The organism is Thiovibrio frasassiensis, from assembly GCF_029607905.1.
Lineage (GTDB): Bacteria > Desulfobacterota > Desulfobulbia > Desulfobulbales > Desulfurivibrionaceae > Thiovibrio > Thiovibrio frasassiensis.
This window is the reverse complement of the sequence record NZ_JAPHEH010000001.1, coordinates 537,605-554,390: the sequence shown is the minus strand read 5'-3', so window position 1 is coordinate 554,390 and position 16,786 is coordinate 537,605. Positions and strand designations below refer to the sequence as shown.

Sequence of the window (16,786 nt, the reverse complement as noted above, 5' to 3'; positions counted from 1 at the left end):
TTTTTCCCCCGGCGCGTGCTTATTGTCTGATTAATGACTCAAAATTAATCAGCGAGGTGCGTCTATGAAGATACTCGGACAGCTTGTGGAGAATGCGGGGATCCTTCTGCTGGGCTTTGCCCTGGTCGGTCTGTTGAGCGCGCCCAGGGCAGGCGCGGCGGAGAAAAGCCAAAAGGCGATCTTTGCCGGGGGGTGTTTCTGGTGCATGGAAAAACCCTTTGAGCAGATCGAGGGCGTATTCTCGGTTACCTCCGGCTATATCGGGGGGAAAACGGAAAACCCCACCTATGAAAACTATGGCGCGGGCGGGCATATCGAGGCGATTGAGATCGCCTATGACCCGGCCAAGGTCAGCTATGCGAAATTGCTGGATGTCTTCTGGCGCCAGATCGATCCCACCGACAGCACCGGCCAGTTTGTCGACCGGGGCCATGCCTACACCTCGGGGATTTTTTATCTGAACGAGGAACAGAGGCAGTTGGCCGAGAAATCCAGAAACGAGCTGGGTGCCCGCAAGGTTTTTGCCAAGCCCCTGGTGACGCCAATTGTGCCGGCCACCCGCTTTTATCCGGCGGAAGCGTACCATCAAGATTATTACAAGAAGAACCCCATCCGTTATCGCTATTACCGCAACGGTTCCGGCCGGGATCAATTTCTGGGCAAGATCTGGGGCGACGAGGACCGGGCGGCCAAGAAATGGAGCGAGACGGAACTGCGCAAGCGGCTTACCCCGCTGCAGTATAAGGTCACCCAGGAGGAGGATACCGAGCCGGCTTTCCGCAACGAATACTGGGATAACAAGCGTCCCGGGATCTACGTGGATATCGTTTCCGGCGAGCCGCTGTTCAGCTCTTTGGACAAGTATGATTCGGGCACGGGCTGGCCGAGCTTCAGCAAGCCGCTGGCTCCGGAAAGAATCGTGGAGCGGGAAGACCGCAAGCTCTTCACCACCCGGACCGAGGTGCGCAGCCGGGAAGGCAACTCGCATCTGGGGCACGTCTTTAACGATGGCCCGCCGCCCACGGGACTGCGCTACTGCCTGAATTCCGCGGCCCTGCGCTTTATCCCCGTGGCGGAGCTGGAAAAAGAAGGGTACGGGGAGTTCCTTCCGCTTTTTCAGAAGAAATAGCGGAAGCGAGCACAGGGCGCGCATCCGCGTCGCAGTCTCGCTCCGCTTGCTGAGCTGCATCGGTCTGCTCATGTGCAATAGCACACTTCGCAGACCTCTTCCGCGCATCTCCGGCACCCTGTGCTCGCTTAGTTTGGGGGGCGGCTCGCACTCGTGATCAGTTATGAAATAGCGAGGGGGGCTTCTGTATGGTGCAGGATCAGTCGTGGCCGTGATTGCAGCCGCAACCGCAGCTATGGTCATGGTCCGGCTGCTTCTTGTGGAATTTCGCCAGGGCGTCGGCGATCTGGTCCTTGAGCTCGGGCGGGGCGTTCTCCAGGCAGTAGATCAGGGCACCTTCGTGCTCGTCGCTGCCGGGGGTGGCGGTCATACAGATATGCAGGGCCTGTTCAAATGAGTCGAAGTTCATGATATTTTCTCCAGGGAACGCGGGGTAAATAACTGGCGAATCGCAGCCAGAGGTACCCGATTTTACGCAGAATTGCAAGAAAAGAGGGCGGGTGCTGGGGGATGGCCCCTCTAGCGCACCCACTCCATGACCCGTTTGACCAGGGCTCTGTGCGACTCGTTGTCCCAGAGGGCGAGGAAGCGCGGCTCCCGGTCGGCGAGGACGGTAAATAAGAGCAGGTCCTCCCTCTCGGAAAATCGTTTTAGGCCGCGAACCGCGACCTGGAGCAACTGGAGAAACCCCTTGCCCTCTTCGGGTCCGGGGAGGGCAACGTAGATTCCGGCCTCGGGGTTGCCGTATTCCTTGACCACCCCGTGGAGAATCTTGTGGGAGGCAGGCCCGCCGATCAGGGCGAGAAAGATGATCAGCTCCCGCTCCAGGGTTATGAGATAATGCAGCGGGATGCCCGCCTCGCCGGATTCCCGGCGCACGGTTTTTTGCAGTTCTTCATGGATGGTCCTCAGCTTGCGGAAGAGGTGTTCCTGCTCTTCTGCAAAAAAGGCCAGAGCCTGGGCGACCATCTCCTGATTAAGCCCCATCTTGACCTGCAGCACCTCTTCGGGGGTGAGTTCGATATGGTTGCCCAACTCCTGGTTGTAGGTCCGGATGAGGATGTTGGCCAGCAGCAGCCCATTGCGGTCGGAAAAGCCTATCCGGTGCGCCTGATTGAAGATGTCGCTGAGCAGAATCTTCAGTGCCTCCGCAGGGTTGGCGAGTTTGGCAATCAGGTGTTGCATGGCGTTGAGGAAGGAAACCCTGTCGTCCCGGGAGACAAGCTCCTTCAGGTAATGCCAGAGGAATTCAAAGACCTTGGTCTCGTACTGGACAAACTGGGGGATATTTTTTTCAAAGGCACTTCTGCGGAAGCGGCCATGGTCGTCAAAACAGCTGTTGAGCAGCTGGACCAGATGCGCGGCCTGACTGTCGCTGATCCGGAAATTTCTGGCAATGACCGCATAATCCTGGGGCTCGAAGCGGACCTGGCCTCGGACCATGTCCCGCATCTTTTGTTTGATCACGGATCGCCGCTTGAAAAAGCTGAGCAGGGAGAAGATCTCCTGGTGCAGCGCCCAGTCATGCCGGGGGAGAGGGGCGGTTTCGCTGGCGCTCTCATCCCGGGAGCCGAAAATATCCAGGGATTCATACAGTGCATCGGGCACCATCTCCAAGCCCGCCTCGATATTGTGCAGCGCCTCCTCCTGGATCTTTCCGGGCTGGGGGGAGTTTTTGCTCTTGTTGAGAAAATCGCTGGCCAGGGTGAGCCGTTTTTGCAGGGTGCCCATGTAAATGTTTTGGTACCCCCCGCTGCTCACGCTGGCCAGGACCTCCGCCACCTGCTGTGGGCTTTCGCCATAGCTGGCGATGGCCATGCGGGAGAGCATGGCCTGGCCCCGGTTGTCGCGGGCGCCGCTCTGGCCCGGCATCAAGCGTTGGATATTATTGACCTCAAGGGCGGGCTTCTTCAGCTGGGCCTTGAGTTTTGGAAACGCGAAGATGGCGTTGAACACCGTGGGGAAGGAGGCAAGCGCTTCTTTGGCTTCAGGGCCGAAGAGCATGGGGGCGATCTCCGCCACCAGTTTCTGGACCGCCGCTGGTTTGACCCCGTTTATTGTGGCCAGTAATGTGAGGTTGGGATTGGCGAGATTGTACTCGTCCCGGACGATGGCGGCCGAGTTTTCCGGCTGGTCAACCTCGCGGTAATACCGGCTCAAGGCGCGCAGGGAATCCAGGAGGCTGGCTTTGTCTTCCTCGCTGCCAACCTTGCTGTCCAGGTGGAGATGGTTGATGCCCAAGGCGCTGAAGCCCTTGAAGGCCGCAAGCAACTGGCCGGGCAGGGCAGAGCCTGGCCGGCCCGCCATCCGCTTGGCCATGGATCCGGCAACCTGCAGGTCCAGCAGGAGGTTGCCGCTGGAGACCTCGTAATCGCATTGTTCCTGGACCGCATCCTGACCGGGAAAGCCGCTGCCCCGATAGCGAATCGAGATGGTTCCGTCAAACTGCGGACAGCCGGAGAGTTGCTTGATCGCCGTCCACAGCGCCTTTTCCTGGTCGCCGCTTTGCCCGGGATCGGTCTGGCGGCTCTTGTGCAGGATGTCCGCAAGCAGCCAGCAGATCTCGATGAGGAAGAGGCGGTTGCGGTCGAGCCATTGTTCTTCCGCGCCAAGCAGCTCGAGAAGAGAGGATTCCTGGGGAGCCGGGTCGAGGATTCTTCTCGTTGTGTCAATGCCCGAGAGCTGGGCATAGAGTTCGTTGGCCGAGGCGTCCAGGGAAAAATCAGTCTTTTTTGTCTGCACGGGATTGCCTGTTGGAAGGTTGCGGGGGAACACCCCCCGGGTCAGATTCTGGGGCCACAAAACCTGCCTGCGCACGGGCAGGGGATCGTGATTGCTAAGAGTGTTGTGAGTATCGCACACCAAGGCCGTCTTGTAAATATCAGGCTGCACCCTCGCGGGCTATTGGGGCAAACAAAGTGTGCCTAATGCAGGCAGGATGTTCGCCTTGCCTGTGGCGTTTTCGCCCTTTCCGGTGTACCATCGGCAGATTGGCGGTTGAGGTGTTTTGCCTCCTGTCTTGAAATCAAACTTGAGTTGCGTGAGGTCATGGTGTTGGAATCCTTTGTCTATCAGAAGAACAGCAGCTACTTCGCCCAGGTGGCGGAGAATGTCGAGCCCCTTGCCGAGCGCGAGCTCACCGGGCTGGGGGCAACCCAGGTCAATCCGGTCTACCGGGGCGTCTATTTCACCGCCACGCCCGAGACCCTGTACCGGATCGTCTACCAGACCCGGCTCTGCACCCGGGTTTTGGCCCCGCTTCTGCATTTCGACTGCCACAGCACCAAGTACCTCTACAAAACCGCGCTGACCATCCCCTGGGTGGAGCTCTTCGACCGGGAGCAGACCTTTGTCATCACCGCCACGGTGAGCGACAGCAAGATCACCCATTCCCAATACGCCTCCCTCTGCCTCAAGGACGCCATCGTCGATCAGTTCCAGGAGAAATTCGGCGCTCGGCCCAATGTGGACAAGCGCAATCCCGATCTGGTCTTCAACCTCCATATCCATAAAAACACGGCGGTGATCAGCCTCGACGCCTCGGGCGCCTCCCTGCACCGGCGCGGCTACCGGCAGGAAACGGTGGAAGCGCCCATCCAGGAATCCCTGGCCGCGGCGATTCTCGATCTGACGGAATGGAACGGCGAGCGCACTCTGATCGACCCGATGTGCGGCTCCGGCACCTTGCTCTGCGAGGGCTTGATGCGCTATTGCCGGATTCCCGCTTCGTATCTGCGGGAGAGCTTCGGTTTCATGCGCTTTCCCGACTTTGAGCCCGAGGCGTGGCAGCGGGTGAAGGAAGATGCGGATTCGTTGATCCGCCCCCTCCCGGAGGGTTTGATTACCGGCAGCGATGCGGCGAAACTGGCGGTCAAAGCAGCGCGGATCAACCTCGGTCAGCTCCCCTACGGCAAGGAGGTCCCGGTACACTCCAGCCGCTTTCAGGAGCTTGCGCCGATCAGCGATGCGGTCATTGTCTCCAACCCGCCCTACGGGGTTCGCTTGGGCGCCCAGGCCGAGGCCGCCGCCCTGGTTGGGGAGCTGGGCAGCTTTCTCAAGCATAAATGCACCGGCTCCACGGCCTACCTCTATTTCGGCGACCGGGAGCTGGTGAAGAAGATCGGCCTCAAGCCCGCCTGGAAGAAGCCGCTCAGTAACGGCGGGCTGGACGGGGTGTTGGCCAAGTATGAGATGTATTGAGCCGTCCTAAATCGTGTCAGGCGTGATTGAGCTGCTAATAATTAAGTAAGGTGTCCCCGGAATTCCCCACCGTATAATATTAATGTTGAGCCCTTATGCGCGTATATCACTTCGTCAATGAAGAACATGAAATTGGGAATCTTCGGCGGAAGAGACTGAAGATTGCGAATCTCACAGAATTGAACGACCCGTTTGAGCTATTTGGCGTCGAAATGTCAAATAATCAGGTCCGCCGCGCATTCGAAAAAATGAAGAGGGAGCTTTCCGAGAACCGAGGCATTCTTTGTTTTAGTGAAGACTGGAGTAATCCCGTAGTGTGGAGCCACTATGCTAATCACCACAAGGGTCTGTGTCTCGGCTTTGAGGTGCCAGATGAGTGCCTAGGGCAAGTTCACTATTCCCGGAAGAGGCTGGTGGCTGACCTTGAAAAGCTTAGCAACCCCTCTAGTCTAGCCCTAGATGAGGCGAGGAAGTTCTTGTTTACAAAGTATTCGCACTGGCGTTACGAGAAGGAGCACCGGAGCTTTGTAACCCTGGAAGATAAGGATCCCGAAACGGGGCTCTACTTCGTCGACTTCTCTGATCGTTTAAGGTTGGAATCCGTTATTGTCGGTGCGAGATCCACAGCATCACGAGCGGATATACGTTCTGCCCTGGGGGAGTTGGCTACTGGGGTGGAAGTATTTAAAGCTAGGCTTGCCTTCAAAAAATTCAAAGTTGTTAGGCAACGTAAACAGCAGTTATGGGTCTAACAATTCGCCACAGGCTCTACTTCTGGCATCAGCTAGGTCAATTCCGGGGCCATAATACCAATTACGGTTTGTTTTTAAGAGAAAGCGGTATTATGTCCCCGGATATCCTGAAAAACGGAACAGATTTATTTTTTAGGAATCTGCCCCTGCCTCGAACCCGGAGGATTCCACGCCATTCTTCTCCCCCCAGGCAAGATGGGTGGCCAGCAATTTCAGGTACTTGGCCTCGCTGGCCCGCAGCCGCTCGGAGAGGGTGGTGGCCAGGTTGCGGTAGAGCTTGAGGCAGAGCTTGGGGTTGTTGTGGCGGAGCACCGTTTCATTCACGACCAGGGCCACGGTTTTCTTGAACGCCACCACCGAGGCGGAGCGGGGCAGGTGGTCGATCATCGACATCTCCCCTACGCAGCTGCCATCCCGCAGGGTTTCCAGTTCCACCCGCTTGCCCTCGGTTTCGGTGAGCACAATGACCGCCCCGGAAATGATGATGTACATCTTGGTGCCCGAGGTGCCTTCCTGGATCAGGTAGTCCCCCATGCCGAACTCCTCTTTTCTTGAAGCGCGGAACAGCTCGTACAGCTCCTCCTCGCTGAAGTCGGCAAAAAAGAGGTAGCGCTGCCGCAACCGCTCGACGATCTCCTTTTTATCAAAGGAAAATCCTGTTTTTCCCCCGTCTTTTTTCTTTTCCAGGGAGTTGAGATAGAGTTCCAGTGCGTCCCCGAAGGCGTCGGCGCTCTGGTAGCGCTCGTCCCGCGGTTTGGCAAGAGCCTGCATGATGATCCGGTCGATCTCGGGGTCGATGCCGGGGAAATCGCTGAGCGGTTTCGGGTTGTTTGTGAGCACGGATTGTAGGCGGGCATCCAGATCCTTGCCCTCAAAGGGCTTTTTCCCGCTCAACCATTCATAGGCAAGAATCCCGAGGGAGAAGATATCGCTCCGCCTGTCCAGCTCTTCGCCGCGGATCTGCTCCGGCGACATGTACAAAGGGGTGCCGGGGATGAACCCTTCCTCGTCGATGCTGCTTTCGATACTGCCGAAGGAGGCGACATCCAGAACCCGGGCAATGCCGAAGTCGGTGATCTTGGGCAGCCGGCTCTGTTGTAAGATCATGATGTTGGCCGGCTTGATATCCCGGTGGAGGATGCCCCGTTTATGGGCAAAATGCAGGGCGCGGGCCATCATGGCGATGAGGCTGAGTTTTTCCTCGATGGAGAAAGGGGCTTTGTTTTCAATCAGCTCCTTGATGTTGTCTCCCTCGACATACTCCATGACGATGTACGGGGCGTTGCCCCGGACCCCGATATCGTACACTGCGGCGATGTGGCTGTGGTCCAGGTTGCCGACGATGCGGGCTTCGTGGAGAAAGGACTCGATGGCTTTCTGCCGTTTTTGCTCGTTTATGCAGCGGTCGACCCGCATGCACTTGATGGCGACCTTGCGGTGGATGAGTTCATCGTGGGCAAGATAGACCTCGCCCATGGCGCCCAAGCCGATTTGCCGCACAATGCGGTAACGGCCAATGGTTCTCGGAATCTCTGTGTTCACCGTGGCACCCTGCTCCTGGCTGAAGTTATCTTGCTGTCTGTTTAGGATATCGAGCGGCTGTACGCATGGCAAGTTTTTTGCGGGGGTGTCCGCTGCTTGGCCGGCGAGATGGTTGTGGGGCAAGGAATGGGGGTTACAGCCGGAGGAGGAAGGTCTGGGGTGCGTGGAAATCGGGCTTTTCTGCCGGGTGGGTCAGGGCCCAGTAGCTCAGCCGGTTATCCCGGTGCTGGAGTACTGCGCTGACTCCAATCCGAATGGGGGGAGAGCCAAGGAGCGAGGCAATATCCAGTTGGGCGGTCAGGGTGAAGGTGTCCGGCGTGCGGGCGGTGGTGACAGCCGGCTCGCTCACCCGTTCTTCCCGGTGCATGCCGGCGCGGTATTCAGTAAAACCGTAGACATTCCAGGCCCCGTTTGGAGCAAGGTTCATTTCCCCGTAGTTTTTTCTCCCCTCTTCACTCCAGAACATCTCAAGGCAGGTGGCTTGCCAGAGGTTGTCGCGCCGTTCCCGCGTTGGCGCAGTCGGCAGGACGAGATCGTCAAGGTTCCCCTGCAGACAAAAGGAAAGGCTGATGCTCTGCTCCGTCCGCTTGATGGTGCCGTGGATGGTTATCCCGCCGGAATCCTGGCCCGGAAAGGGGTGCAGGCTGAAGCGGGTCATGGTTTCTGCAGCTCTCGGACGAGTCTTTTGATCTCCGTCTCCTGGGCCTCGATGCTTTGGCAGAGGGTGAATTGCACCATGGCGCGCTGCAGGTTCTGCCCGGGGTGGCGGATCTTGAAATAGACATCCCCGGCCAGATGGTCGGTAAAGAAGCGCAAACCCAGCTCAAAGGCGATGAGCCGGACGGCGTCATAGATGTACTGGTAGTCGAAGGGGGTAAAAAACGGGGCGACCTGGGGCAGGTAGCCCTTGAGGATCGCCGCGCAGTAACCGAGGTTGAACGAGACTGCGCGCAGCTCCGCATCTTCTTCGGCCGGATTGCAGCAGGAGCGGAGGCAGTCGCCGATGTCGTAATGGAGCAAGCCGGGCTTGACGGTGTCCAGATCGATGAGGCTGATACCCTCGCCGGTATCGCGGGCAAAGAGGATATTGGCCAGCTTGGGGTCGCCGTGGATCGGGCAGGGGAGGAGTTCACCCCGAGTGCGTGCGGCTTCGAGGACCTCCGCCGTTGCTTTCCGCTCACCAATGAAGCGGTGGCAGAACAGCGCCTCCGGCGATGCATCGGCGCGGGGAGGTAAGGCGGCAAGGGCGTTATAATGCGCGAGATAGCCGGGGGTGACATGGAAGCCGGGCAGGGTGTCGTGCAGCAGATGCGCGGGCAGGTCATGGATCAGTCCATGGAAAAAGCCTAAGGCCCGGCCTGCCTCTTCGGCCTGGGAAACGCTGGTGATAGTGGGGAAACTTTCGCTGTCGGTGATAAAGGTTTGGGCCCGCCAGCAGGCGCCGGTCTCATCCCGATAATAATCAGAGCCGCTTCGGGTCGGGATGATGCTCGGCAGCTCCCAGCGGCGGCTTACGTTCGCCGTCAGTTTGGGGCGGACATGGTCGTCGAGCACCCGCAGGTTGTGCATGATGCGTTCGGGTTCTGGAAACACAGCGGGATTGAGGCGTTGGAGGATAAAGGCCAGCACTCCCTGGTCGCCTGTGATCCGGACCAGATAGGTGTTGTTCACATTGCCGGACCCATACTCGTCTACGGAGAGGAGTTCTCCGGGAAAGGCAAACTGTCGGGCGATGGCGGAAGATTCGATCACGGGTGCATCCTGGAAAGGCCGGCTCAGCGGAACAGGTAATGCTTGCGAACCGCGCTGTGCACCTGCCACTGGCAATCCAGCCCCTTGGGAAAGGTCACATAATCGCCGGGGGAGATCTGCATGGTCTGCTCTCCTGCGGTTACGGTGATCTCGCCTTCCAGGATATAACAGGATTCTTCCTGGTCGTAATGCCAGGGAAAGGTCGAGGGCTCGCACTGCCAGATCGGCCATTCGTCGAGGCGCAGGGTCTCGCGTTTTTTGGGGGAGAGCTTTTCAACGGTGATGGGCATGGGAATTCCTTGGTCGAGGTTCAGGATGCGTGTCGTTAACTGATAGCCGTGGGGTGCCACTTTGTCAATTCCAAAGACCACGGGGGATGAGGTAGGGCTTGCCAAAAAAAGCATCCCCAGATATAAAATTGGAAGCGAAAGGGATGATTCGGCAATTTCGGCCCGAGCTTGGCATTGTTGTCCGCCAGGGGGTATAAGGGGAAAGATGATGACTGGCAGTTTTGATGAGAAAAGAAAAGAAGCGAGGGTCTATTTCTCGCCGGGAGAAAATATTTGCGGCGTCTTCGTTTTTCCTGATTTCGAGCGGTTTTCTTTTTCTGCCCTGGTGCTTGATCTGAGTCTGGGGGGGCTCCATTTTACCGTGAAACGGGAGGAGTGGAGTGCCTTGAAACTTGGCCATCAACTTGTTCTTGCTCGGCTCGTCAAAGGGAATGAGGTTTTGTGCGACAGGATCATCCCCCTTCGGGTGCGCTGGGTCTTGGACATCCCGCTGGTGAGCAATGTCAGTGTCGGCTGCGAGTTTGACGGCTTGCCGGAAGATGACCGGAAGAAGCTGCAATCTTTTCTGGCCCGGGAACTCGCCGTGGGTGCGGGGAGAGCGGGTGATAGCGCCTGCTAGCCTGGCTGTCGTGTCGTTTTACGGCCCAGGCGAAAAGGCTGCGGAAATCATCTTCGTTGGGGAAGATATCATCCGGGACCAGCTCTTGGCCCAGATGTAGCGCCGCTCGATACCGGGCACAATCGTCAAAGTTTTCTGTGCAATAGCGCGCTGTGAAATACTCGTACATCTCCCCCCTCTCTTCGCGGACCGCGAAAAAAACGCATTTTTCCCATAGCTTACAATAGATCATCTGGGTTCCTCTTTTATGCTGCCAGGGCGGCGCGTGTTTCGTTTCTACACTGTACCTGAGCGGGAAGGGGAAATATATGGGGGAAGCTCGGTAAACCGGGCTGGGTAATGTTCGGTATCTCTGGGGAAATCAGGTGATGCCGAGCACTTTGAGGGGATCGATTCGCCAACGTTTGGCGGATTCATAGCCGATGATGCGGTCTGCGCCTCCCTTGCCGTTGGATTTTGAGAGGTCGATGTCTTTCTGATTCACCGCCCAGTCATGCCTGATGTCATAAATGGGGCGAACCACCGGGCATAACAGGTTGTCGGTCGACTCCACCACCACCCCAAGCAGACCGCTTTCCAGTTGGACCAAGGTGCCGGCCGGGTAGATGCCGATGCAGCGGATAAAACGGTGTACCAGTCCTTCGTTGAAATGGCTGCGGCTCCAGCCATAGAGTTTGCGCAACACCTCGACCTGGTCGATGCCGTTGCGGTAACAGCGGTCCGAGGTCAGGGCATCGAAAACATCGGCAATGGCGGCCATCTGGCCGCCCAGGCTGATGGCCTCGCCGCTCAGGCCATGGGGATAGCCGGTGCCGTCGAAGCGTTCATGGTGTTCCATGGCGATCTGGGCCACTGGAAGGGAAATGTTGTGGGTGGTGGCCAGGATTTTCCGGCAATAGATCACATGCTGCTGGATTTTTTTAAATTCATCATCGTTGAGGGCGCTGGGTTTATTGAGGATGGCCAGGGGCACGGCCATCTTGCCCACGTCATGCAGCAACCCGCCCAGGCCAATGGCCCGGGTGGTTTCCCGGTCAAAGCCCATGGCTCGGCAAAAAGCGAGGAGCAGGACGCCCACGCTCACCGAATGGTCGAAAGTGTATTCATCTTTCTTGCGTAACCGCATGAGCAGAAAAAGCGCATCCTTGTTGTGACAGATGGAATTGTCCAGCTCGTTCACCGCCGCTTCGGCCTCTCCGGTCTGGATCTTTTTTCCGGATTGCACGGCGGCAAGGATGTTTTTCGCGGCCAGATTGGCCCGCTGCCGTACTTTCTGGGCCCGAACAATCTCATGGCGGACCGGGATATGCTTCAGGTCACGGTCAATTCGTGCTGTTTGCGGGGTGATAATGTGTTCAAACGCCACGGGCGGCGGGGGGCTTTCCAGTGCATCCATGATTGGCGCTGGTTCCGGGTTCCGATCGATCTCGATATAGACATGGGTGACGCCCCAGGATTTGAGGCGCTCAATCTCGCCATGGGTTTTGATCTTTTTGTGGTTGAAGAGGTAGGGGTGGTCCAGCCAGCCGCAATCAAAACGCTCGATATGAATACCGGGCTGAAGTTCTTGGATGGGAACCTTTTTGATCATGGCAGCCTCGGGCTGACGGTCTTGGGGAATAAGGTTTCAGGGCAGATTGCTCCACCCATTGAAATCACTATACGCCAAGGCCAGGTGGGGAGCAAGAATGTTGCTCTCCGTCCCCGAGCAAAAAAGAAGCGGGTGGCTGGCTTTCGGTTTTCCTACAACCCCAGGGTTTTTCCTTGCCGGATAAAGGTGGGGATGGCGAGATATTGTTCCTGGCCAAGGATTTTTGGGGTTCTGGGGATCAGCTCGGAGGAGGGATGGCTTTGGGTGTTCTTCCCTGTTACAGGTGCGGCATTGAAAAAAGAAGTTGTCACGCACCGATTGAGTGCAGAGAAAAATCCCTCCTTGCATCCATGTTCTTTGTAAAACATTGTGTGCCTCCCGATGAAAAGTTTTATTGTGTTTTCTTCTGGTCTGAGGCTAACATGGCAGGTAGGACAAATGATGTCCTACCTGCAAACTTTTTTTCAGAAAAGAGATGGCAAGAGACAAGACCCAGCTTTTACGACTGCTGTTTATTGATCGCAAGATCCGCGAGGGGATGCGGAGCGGGATCATGGCGAACTGCAGCTCCATGGCCGCCGAATACGAGGTGAGTGCCAAGAGTATTTTGCGGGATATCGATTATCTGCGGAGTCAGCGTGATGCGCCCATCGCCTACGATGCCAAGAAGCGGGGCTATTATTACACCGAGGAAAATTACGCCCTCCCTGCCCTGAGCCTGAATGAGAGCGATCTCTTCGCCATCTGCATTGCGGAAAAAGCCCTGCGGATGCATGAAGATACGCCCATCTACCGCAAGCTGCAAAAGGTGTTCCGCAAAATCGAGGAGTCCCTGCCCGAAAAGGTCTCTATCCATCCAGCCTGGGTGGAAGACAAGCTCTCGGTGGTCCCGGAGCAGCAAACCAGGCTGCAGCCGGAGGTCTGGGAGACTGTCTCGGCAGGCCTCAATACAAATCAAACGCTGAATATCGCCTACCGCAAACCCGGAGGGCAAGCGAGTAGCCAGCGCCGGGTTGATCCCTATCATCTCGTGCGTTATCAGGGGGAGTGGTACCTCATTGGGTATTGCCACCGGCGGCATGCGATTGTAACCTTTGCCATGTCCAGGATCGAAACGGCCCTGTTGCTTGCCAAAAAGTTTTCCGTGCCCGAGGACTTTGACCATGCGCGCTACGGTGGGTCGCAGTTTGGCATTTTCAGCGGGGAGCGCGAGGTTTTGGTCAAGGTCTGGTTTGCCAAGGAGCATGCCCCCTATGTTCTGGAGCGGGAATGGCACCCGCAGCAGAGCCTGGTCCGGAAAAAAGACGGTGGCGTGGAGATCTCTTTTCCGGCGCACCATCTTTATGAGGTCAAGCGCTGGGTGCTCTCCTGGGGGAGCGGGGCAAAGGTGCTAGCGCCACAGGAGCTGGTCGATTCGGTACAACAGGAACTGGCCAGCGCTCTGGCCGATTATGACAGGGCGCAGAGGAGGGTGACTGCGTGAACATGGCAGGAGAAGTTTTTGGGACCCGGGCTTTCCCTCTGGCCCGATGGATTATGATTGTTGTTGTCCTGGCGGGGCTTTCCGGCTGCGGCGGGGTCCGGCAGGGAGATGTCGCCTTGCCGCTTCCGCCGACAGCCTCGAAAAAAGAATTGGCCATGCTGGGGCATACCATTCAGGTCGGCGCCTTTGCCAGACTGGATAATGCGGTCCGCCTCATGCAGAAACTTGATGCCTTGGGGCTGGACGCCTATTATTATCGCCATGCCAGCGGGTTGTACAAGGTTCGCTTCGGGGATTATCCCACCCGGAAAGAAGCGCACGCCCGCGCCGCGCAGTTGCGAAAATCCGGGGTGATTGAGGCCTTTTACCTGGTTGCGCCGACTTCCTCTGCTGCGGCCCGGTTCCGCCACTATCAGGAAGGGGCCTTGCGGAAAATGCTGGTGAACACTGCGCAGGGCTTTATTGGTATCCCCTACGAATGGGGCGGGGAGTCGGTGGAGACGGGATTTGATTGCAGTGGTTTGGTCATGACCGTGTATAAGCTCAACGGTCTCAATCTGCCCCGGAATTCAAGAACCCAGTTCCAGGCGGGAAATCCGGTGCGCCGTGAAGATCTCGCCCCGGGAGATCTGGTTTTTTTCGCCACCAACGGGGACGCGACGGTCTCCCATGTGGGGATCTATATCGGCAACGACAGATTCATTCATGCGCCCAAAAAAGGCGACACCATTCGGCAGAGTTCGTTGTGTAGCGATTATTTTGACGGGTGCTATCTGGGGGCGCGGACCTATCTGGGCGAGGACGGCTGAGACCCGGCCCTTTCTTCATGCGCAGGGCGGCTTGGTGTCCTGCCCCCTTGGCAATCCATCTCGGTTTGTCGGGCAAAGATGATACTGGGCTTTTGCTGCGGGTTTCCCTGAAGGGGGAAAGGTTGTCCGGGGTGTGGAAATATTAAAGAAAAAAAGGAAGATACCGATACCTGTTGTGTTGGTGGGGTTGTGGCGGGAGTGGCTAGTGATTATTATTATAAAAGGAAGTACCCATGCAGAAGTGGCAGATAAACGGAACCGTCCAATGGCTGTGCGAAGAATGCGCGAAAGTGAATTCTCATGTGTTTCTACTGTACCAGCATCAATGGCTCGGGGAGGAAAAGGATCTTGCCGCCTCCTGTGATTGTTGCCGCTGTAAGGACGTGACTGTTGCCCGCCTCGGTAAGATGCGTTGGGTGCTCTATCCATTCTTGTGTCTGGTGCCGCGTCAGTGGCCGGCCATGACCAGGGCTGTGCGCCGCGCCAAGTGAGGCAAGGGCGACGTTGCCCACCATTGCAATATGAAGATCCCGAAGCAGTGCGCTTATGGCGCATGGCGTAAACAGAATCGTCGGGGAGAGGCCCAATCTCTCCGTGGCGATGTTTGTCGTGAAGGTTGACAGAGTTCTGCCTTTCCCTTCGAATCGTCTGTAGACTCTCGGCCAAAAAAGTCAGCCGCTCCTTCGTGTCCTGAACATGGCTCGGGGAAAATTATGGCTGCTCCGGGGGAAAGATGATATCCTTGCGTCAATCCTTGTCCGGCCGTTCCTCCCTGTCCGAACCTTAATGCCCTCCCCTGGAGTTTTGTCGATGCGATTGACCACCAACAAGTTGATTTTGGCCACGGCCATCTTCTTGGTTCTGTTTGATAATGTCACCTTTTTCCAAAACGTCATCGGCGTCTATCCCTTTGCCGAAGGAAAAAATCTGTTCTTCGTCGTCTCTCTCGCCTTTGGTTTGACCGGCGTCCTCGCTTTATTCATGAGCCTGCTCGCCTCCCGGTTCACCACCAAGCCGCTGCTGATTGCCCTGCTTTTTATGGCCGCGGGGAGCAGCTACTTCGCCAACAATTACAGCGTCATCATTGATTACATCATGGTGCAAAATATCCTGCAGACCAATGTGCGGGAGGCCACTGACCTCTTCTCCCTCAAGTTGTTTCTCTACATCTTTTTTCTTGGCATCGTGCCGGCGTTGCTGGTGTGGCTCGCTCCGCTTGAGCCGCAGTCATGGCGCCAGGCGGCAGTCTCTCGGCTCAAACTGATCACCATCGCTCTCCTTCTTATCCTGATTCCGCTCTTTCTTTTCAGCCGCTTCTATGCCTCGTTTTTCAGGGAGCATGAGGAGCTGCGTTTTTACAGTAACCCCACCTATGCGCTTTTTTCGGTCTACAAATACGCAAAGAGGAACTTTGCCACCTCCGCGGTGACGGTTGAACCCATCGGCACCGATGCCAATAATCTGGCCACGGACAGGGAGCGGGAGCTGATTATCCTGGTGGTGGGCGAGGCGGCCAGGGCTGACCGCTTTTCCCTGAACGGGTATGAGCGGCCGACCAATCCTCTGCTCAGTCAGGAGGAAGTGATCTTTTACCCCCAGGTGAGCTCTTGCGATACCTCAACCGCGACTGCGGTCCCGTGCATGTTTTCCGACCTGACTCGGGCCGGATTCAGCAACAAGAAGGCCGCGGCCAGGGAAAATATCCTCGATGTCGTTCAGCGGGCCGGGGTCAATGTCCTCTGGCGGGACAACAACTCGGATTCCAAGGGCGTGGCCCTGCGTGTTCCGTATGAGGATTATCAGGATCCGGCCAGGAACACGATCTGTGATGTGGAGTGTCGGGACGAGGGGATGCTGGTTGGCTTGCAGGAGTATATCGATGCGCAGAAGAGCGGGGATATCCTCATCGTTCTGCACCAGATGGGCAACCATGGCCCGGCCTATTACAAGCGGTACCCCAAGGAGTTTGCGCGCTTTACCCCGACCTGCCAGACGAATCAGCTCGACGAGTGCAGTCCGGAAGAGATAGGCAATGCTTACGATAACGCCATCCTTTACACCGACTACTTTTTAAGCAAGACCATCGCCCTGCTCAAGCAGAACGACAAGCAGTTCGAGACCGCGATGATCTACATGAGCGATCATGGCGAATCCCTTGGCGAATTCGGGGTCTACCTGCATGGCCTGCCCTATCTGCTTGCCCCGGAGACCCAGAAGCATATCGCGGCCATCATGTGGTTTGGCGCGGGATTTGCCGTCGATCGGCAGATTCTCAGGCAACAGGCTGGGCGGGAGCTTTCGCAAGACAACCTGTTCCATACCCTGCTGGGCAGTATGGAGATCCACACCGAACTCTATAATCCTAAGCTGGACATCCTCTGCGATGCCCATCAATGTCCACCTCTCCAAGCCGGCCCCTATGCCAAGGACAAAGGGGAGAAGCAGGGCGTTGTGAGGTCCGGCCGGAAATAAGCAAAGGGAAAAGGGTGGGGGGCAGGAAAAAAAGAGCCAGGACCTTCATGTTTCGTGAAGATCCTGGCGAAGAAAACGGGGCAATGGGCAGAACGGAACGCGCGGCAAGCCAGCAAATGCTCAGGCGTCGGCGTTCCGCGCTCGGGT

The 16,786-nt window shown here is 57.1% G+C and carries 16 protein-coding genes; 8 read left to right on the top strand and 8 right to left on the bottom strand.

Going from position 1 to position 16,786, the window contains the following annotated elements:
• Nucleotides 1-64 precede the first annotated feature (64 nt).
• Nucleotides 65-1,129, top strand: a complete 1,065-nt coding sequence (msrB, locus tag OLX77_RS02590) for a peptide-methionine (R)-S-oxide reductase MsrB (protein WP_307632024.1) — start codon at nucleotides 65-67, stop codon at nucleotides 1,127-1,129.
• Nucleotides 1,130-1,328: 199 nt separating this feature from the next.
• Here msrB and OLX77_RS02585 read toward each other — a convergent pair whose 3' ends face one another.
• Entirely contained in the window at nucleotides 1,329-1,538 is a 210-nt protein-coding gene (locus OLX77_RS02585) for a hypothetical protein (RefSeq protein ID WP_307632023.1), read from the bottom strand.
• Between the two features lie 110 nt (nucleotides 1,539-1,648).
• Nucleotides 1,649-3,871, bottom strand: coding sequence for a hypothetical protein (locus OLX77_RS02580; RefSeq protein ID WP_307632022.1), 2,223 nt, complete (start codon nucleotides 3,869-3,871; stop codon nucleotides 1,649-1,651).
• A 255-nt stretch (nucleotides 3,872-4,126) separates the two neighbouring features.
• Here OLX77_RS02580 and OLX77_RS02575 point away from each other — a divergent pair, with 255 nt between their 5' ends.
• Together OLX77_RS02575 and OLX77_RS02570 are read left to right on the top strand one after the other, a co-directional pair.
• Nucleotides 4,127-5,329, top strand: coding sequence for a THUMP domain-containing class I SAM-dependent RNA methyltransferase (locus OLX77_RS02575; protein ID WP_307632021.1), 1,203 nt, complete (start codon nucleotides 4,127-4,129; stop codon nucleotides 5,327-5,329).
• Nucleotides 5,330-5,424: 95 nt separating this feature from the next.
• Nucleotides 5,425-6,081 (top strand): DUF2971 domain-containing protein, encoded by a 657-nt coding sequence (locus tag OLX77_RS02570; protein ID WP_307632020.1) that lies wholly within the window; start codon nucleotides 5,425-5,427, stop codon nucleotides 6,079-6,081.
• Between the two features lie 132 nt (nucleotides 6,082-6,213).
• Here OLX77_RS02570 and OLX77_RS02565 read toward each other — a convergent pair whose 3' ends face one another.
• From OLX77_RS02565 to OLX77_RS02550, 4 genes are all read right to left on the bottom strand, one after another.
• Entirely contained in the window at nucleotides 6,214-7,623 is a 1,410-nt protein-coding gene (locus tag OLX77_RS02565; RefSeq protein ID WP_307632019.1) for a serine/threonine-protein kinase, read from the bottom strand.
• Between the two features lie 133 nt (nucleotides 7,624-7,756).
• Nucleotides 7,757-8,281 carry a DOMON-like domain-containing protein gene (locus tag OLX77_RS02560; protein WP_307632018.1) on the bottom strand — a complete coding sequence of 175 codons (525 nt, stop codon included), beginning with the start codon at nucleotides 8,279-8,281 and terminating at the stop codon, nucleotides 7,757-7,759.
• A complete protein-coding gene (locus tag OLX77_RS02555; RefSeq protein WP_307632017.1) occupies nucleotides 8,278-9,375 on the bottom strand; it encodes a phosphotransferase enzyme family protein in 1,098 nt (365 codons plus the stop codon). The genes OLX77_RS02560 and OLX77_RS02555 overlap by 4 nt, the downstream gene beginning before the upstream one ends.
• A gap of 23 nt (nucleotides 9,376-9,398) precedes the next feature.
• Entirely contained in the window at nucleotides 9,399-9,665 is a 267-nt protein-coding gene (locus OLX77_RS02550) for a cupin domain-containing protein (RefSeq protein ID WP_371877485.1), read from the bottom strand.
• A 205-nt stretch (nucleotides 9,666-9,870) separates the two neighbouring features.
• Here OLX77_RS02550 and OLX77_RS02545 point away from each other — a divergent pair, with 205 nt between their 5' ends.
• Nucleotides 9,871-10,284: a PilZ domain-containing protein gene (locus OLX77_RS02545; RefSeq protein WP_307632015.1), complete on the top strand. Its 414-nt coding sequence runs from the start codon at nucleotides 9,871-9,873 to the stop codon at nucleotides 10,282-10,284.
• Between the two features lie 361 nt (nucleotides 10,285-10,645).
• Here the strand turns inward: OLX77_RS02545 and OLX77_RS02540 are convergent, their stop codons facing one another.
• Nucleotides 10,646-11,875, bottom strand: coding sequence for a cyclic di-GMP phosphodiesterase (locus OLX77_RS02540; protein ID WP_307632014.1), 1,230 nt, complete (start codon nucleotides 11,873-11,875; stop codon nucleotides 10,646-10,648).
• A gap of 152 nt (nucleotides 11,876-12,027) precedes the next feature.
• The gene (locus OLX77_RS02535; protein ID WP_307632013.1) at nucleotides 12,028-12,243 is read right to left on the bottom strand and encodes a hypothetical protein; all 216 of its coding nucleotides are present in this window, start codon (nucleotides 12,241-12,243) and stop codon (nucleotides 12,028-12,030) included.
• Between the two features lie 107 nt (nucleotides 12,244-12,350).
• On the opposite strand from OLX77_RS02535, the gene OLX77_RS02530 reads away from it, so the two are divergent.
• The 4 genes from OLX77_RS02530 to OLX77_RS02515 all read left to right on the top strand — a co-directional run bounded on the left by OLX77_RS02530 (nucleotide 12,351) and on the right by OLX77_RS02515 (nucleotide 16,639).
• Complete coding sequence (locus OLX77_RS02530) at nucleotides 12,351-13,358, top strand: helix-turn-helix transcriptional regulator (protein ID WP_307632012.1); 1,008 nt, start codon at nucleotides 12,351-12,353, stop codon at nucleotides 13,356-13,358.
• 53 nt (nucleotides 13,359-13,411) lie between these two features.
• Nucleotides 13,412-14,167 (top strand): NlpC/P60 family protein, encoded by a 756-nt coding sequence (locus OLX77_RS02525; RefSeq protein WP_307632011.1) that lies wholly within the window; start codon nucleotides 13,412-13,414, stop codon nucleotides 14,165-14,167.
• A gap of 233 nt (nucleotides 14,168-14,400) precedes the next feature.
• On the top strand, nucleotides 14,401-14,658 hold the full coding sequence (locus OLX77_RS02520) for a hypothetical protein (RefSeq protein WP_307632010.1): 258 nt from the start codon (nucleotides 14,401-14,403) through the stop codon (nucleotides 14,656-14,658).
• 319 nt (nucleotides 14,659-14,977) lie between these two features.
• On the top strand, nucleotides 14,978-16,639 hold the full coding sequence (locus tag OLX77_RS02515; RefSeq protein ID WP_307632009.1) for a phosphoethanolamine transferase: 1,662 nt from the start codon (nucleotides 14,978-14,980) through the stop codon (nucleotides 16,637-16,639).
• Nucleotides 16,640-16,786 lie beyond the last annotated feature (147 nt).

What these genes read in the sequence shown, in the direction of transcription:
- OLX77_RS02585 (WP_307632023.1), bottom strand. Translation starts at nt 1,538, where the DNA reads ATGAACTTCGACTCATTTGAACAGGCCCTGCATATCTGTATGACCGCC.
- OLX77_RS02545 (WP_307632015.1), top strand. Translation starts at nt 9,871, where the DNA reads ATGATGACTGGCAGTTTTGATGAGAAAAGAAAAGAAGCGAGGGTCTAT.
- OLX77_RS02560 (WP_307632018.1), bottom strand. Translation starts at nt 8,281, where the DNA reads ATGACCCGCTTCAGCCTGCACCCCTTTCCGGGCCAGGATTCCGGCGGG.
- OLX77_RS02550 (WP_371877485.1), bottom strand. Translation starts at nt 9,665, where the DNA reads ATGCCCATCACCGTTGAAAAGCTCTCCCCCAAAAAACGCGAGACCCTG.
- OLX77_RS02520 (WP_307632010.1), top strand. Translation starts at nt 14,401, where the DNA reads ATGCAGAAGTGGCAGATAAACGGAACCGTCCAATGGCTGTGCGAAGAA.
- OLX77_RS02515 (WP_307632009.1), top strand. Translation starts at nt 14,978, where the DNA reads ATGCGATTGACCACCAACAAGTTGATTTTGGCCACGGCCATCTTCTTG.
- msrB (WP_307632024.1), top strand. Translation starts at nt 65, where the DNA reads ATGAAGATACTCGGACAGCTTGTGGAGAATGCGGGGATCCTTCTGCTG.
- OLX77_RS02530 (WP_307632012.1), top strand. Translation starts at nt 12,351, where the DNA reads ATGGCAAGAGACAAGACCCAGCTTTTACGACTGCTGTTTATTGATCGC.
- OLX77_RS02570 (WP_307632020.1), top strand. Translation starts at nt 5,425, where the DNA reads ATGCGCGTATATCACTTCGTCAATGAAGAACATGAAATTGGGAATCTT.
- OLX77_RS02535 (WP_307632013.1), bottom strand. Translation starts at nt 12,243, where the DNA reads ATGTTTTACAAAGAACATGGATGCAAGGAGGGATTTTTCTCTGCACTC.
- OLX77_RS02525 (WP_307632011.1), top strand. Translation starts at nt 13,412, where the DNA reads ATGATTGTTGTTGTCCTGGCGGGGCTTTCCGGCTGCGGCGGGGTCCGG.
- OLX77_RS02540 (WP_307632014.1), bottom strand. Translation starts at nt 11,875, where the DNA reads ATGATCAAAAAGGTTCCCATCCAAGAACTTCAGCCCGGTATTCATATC.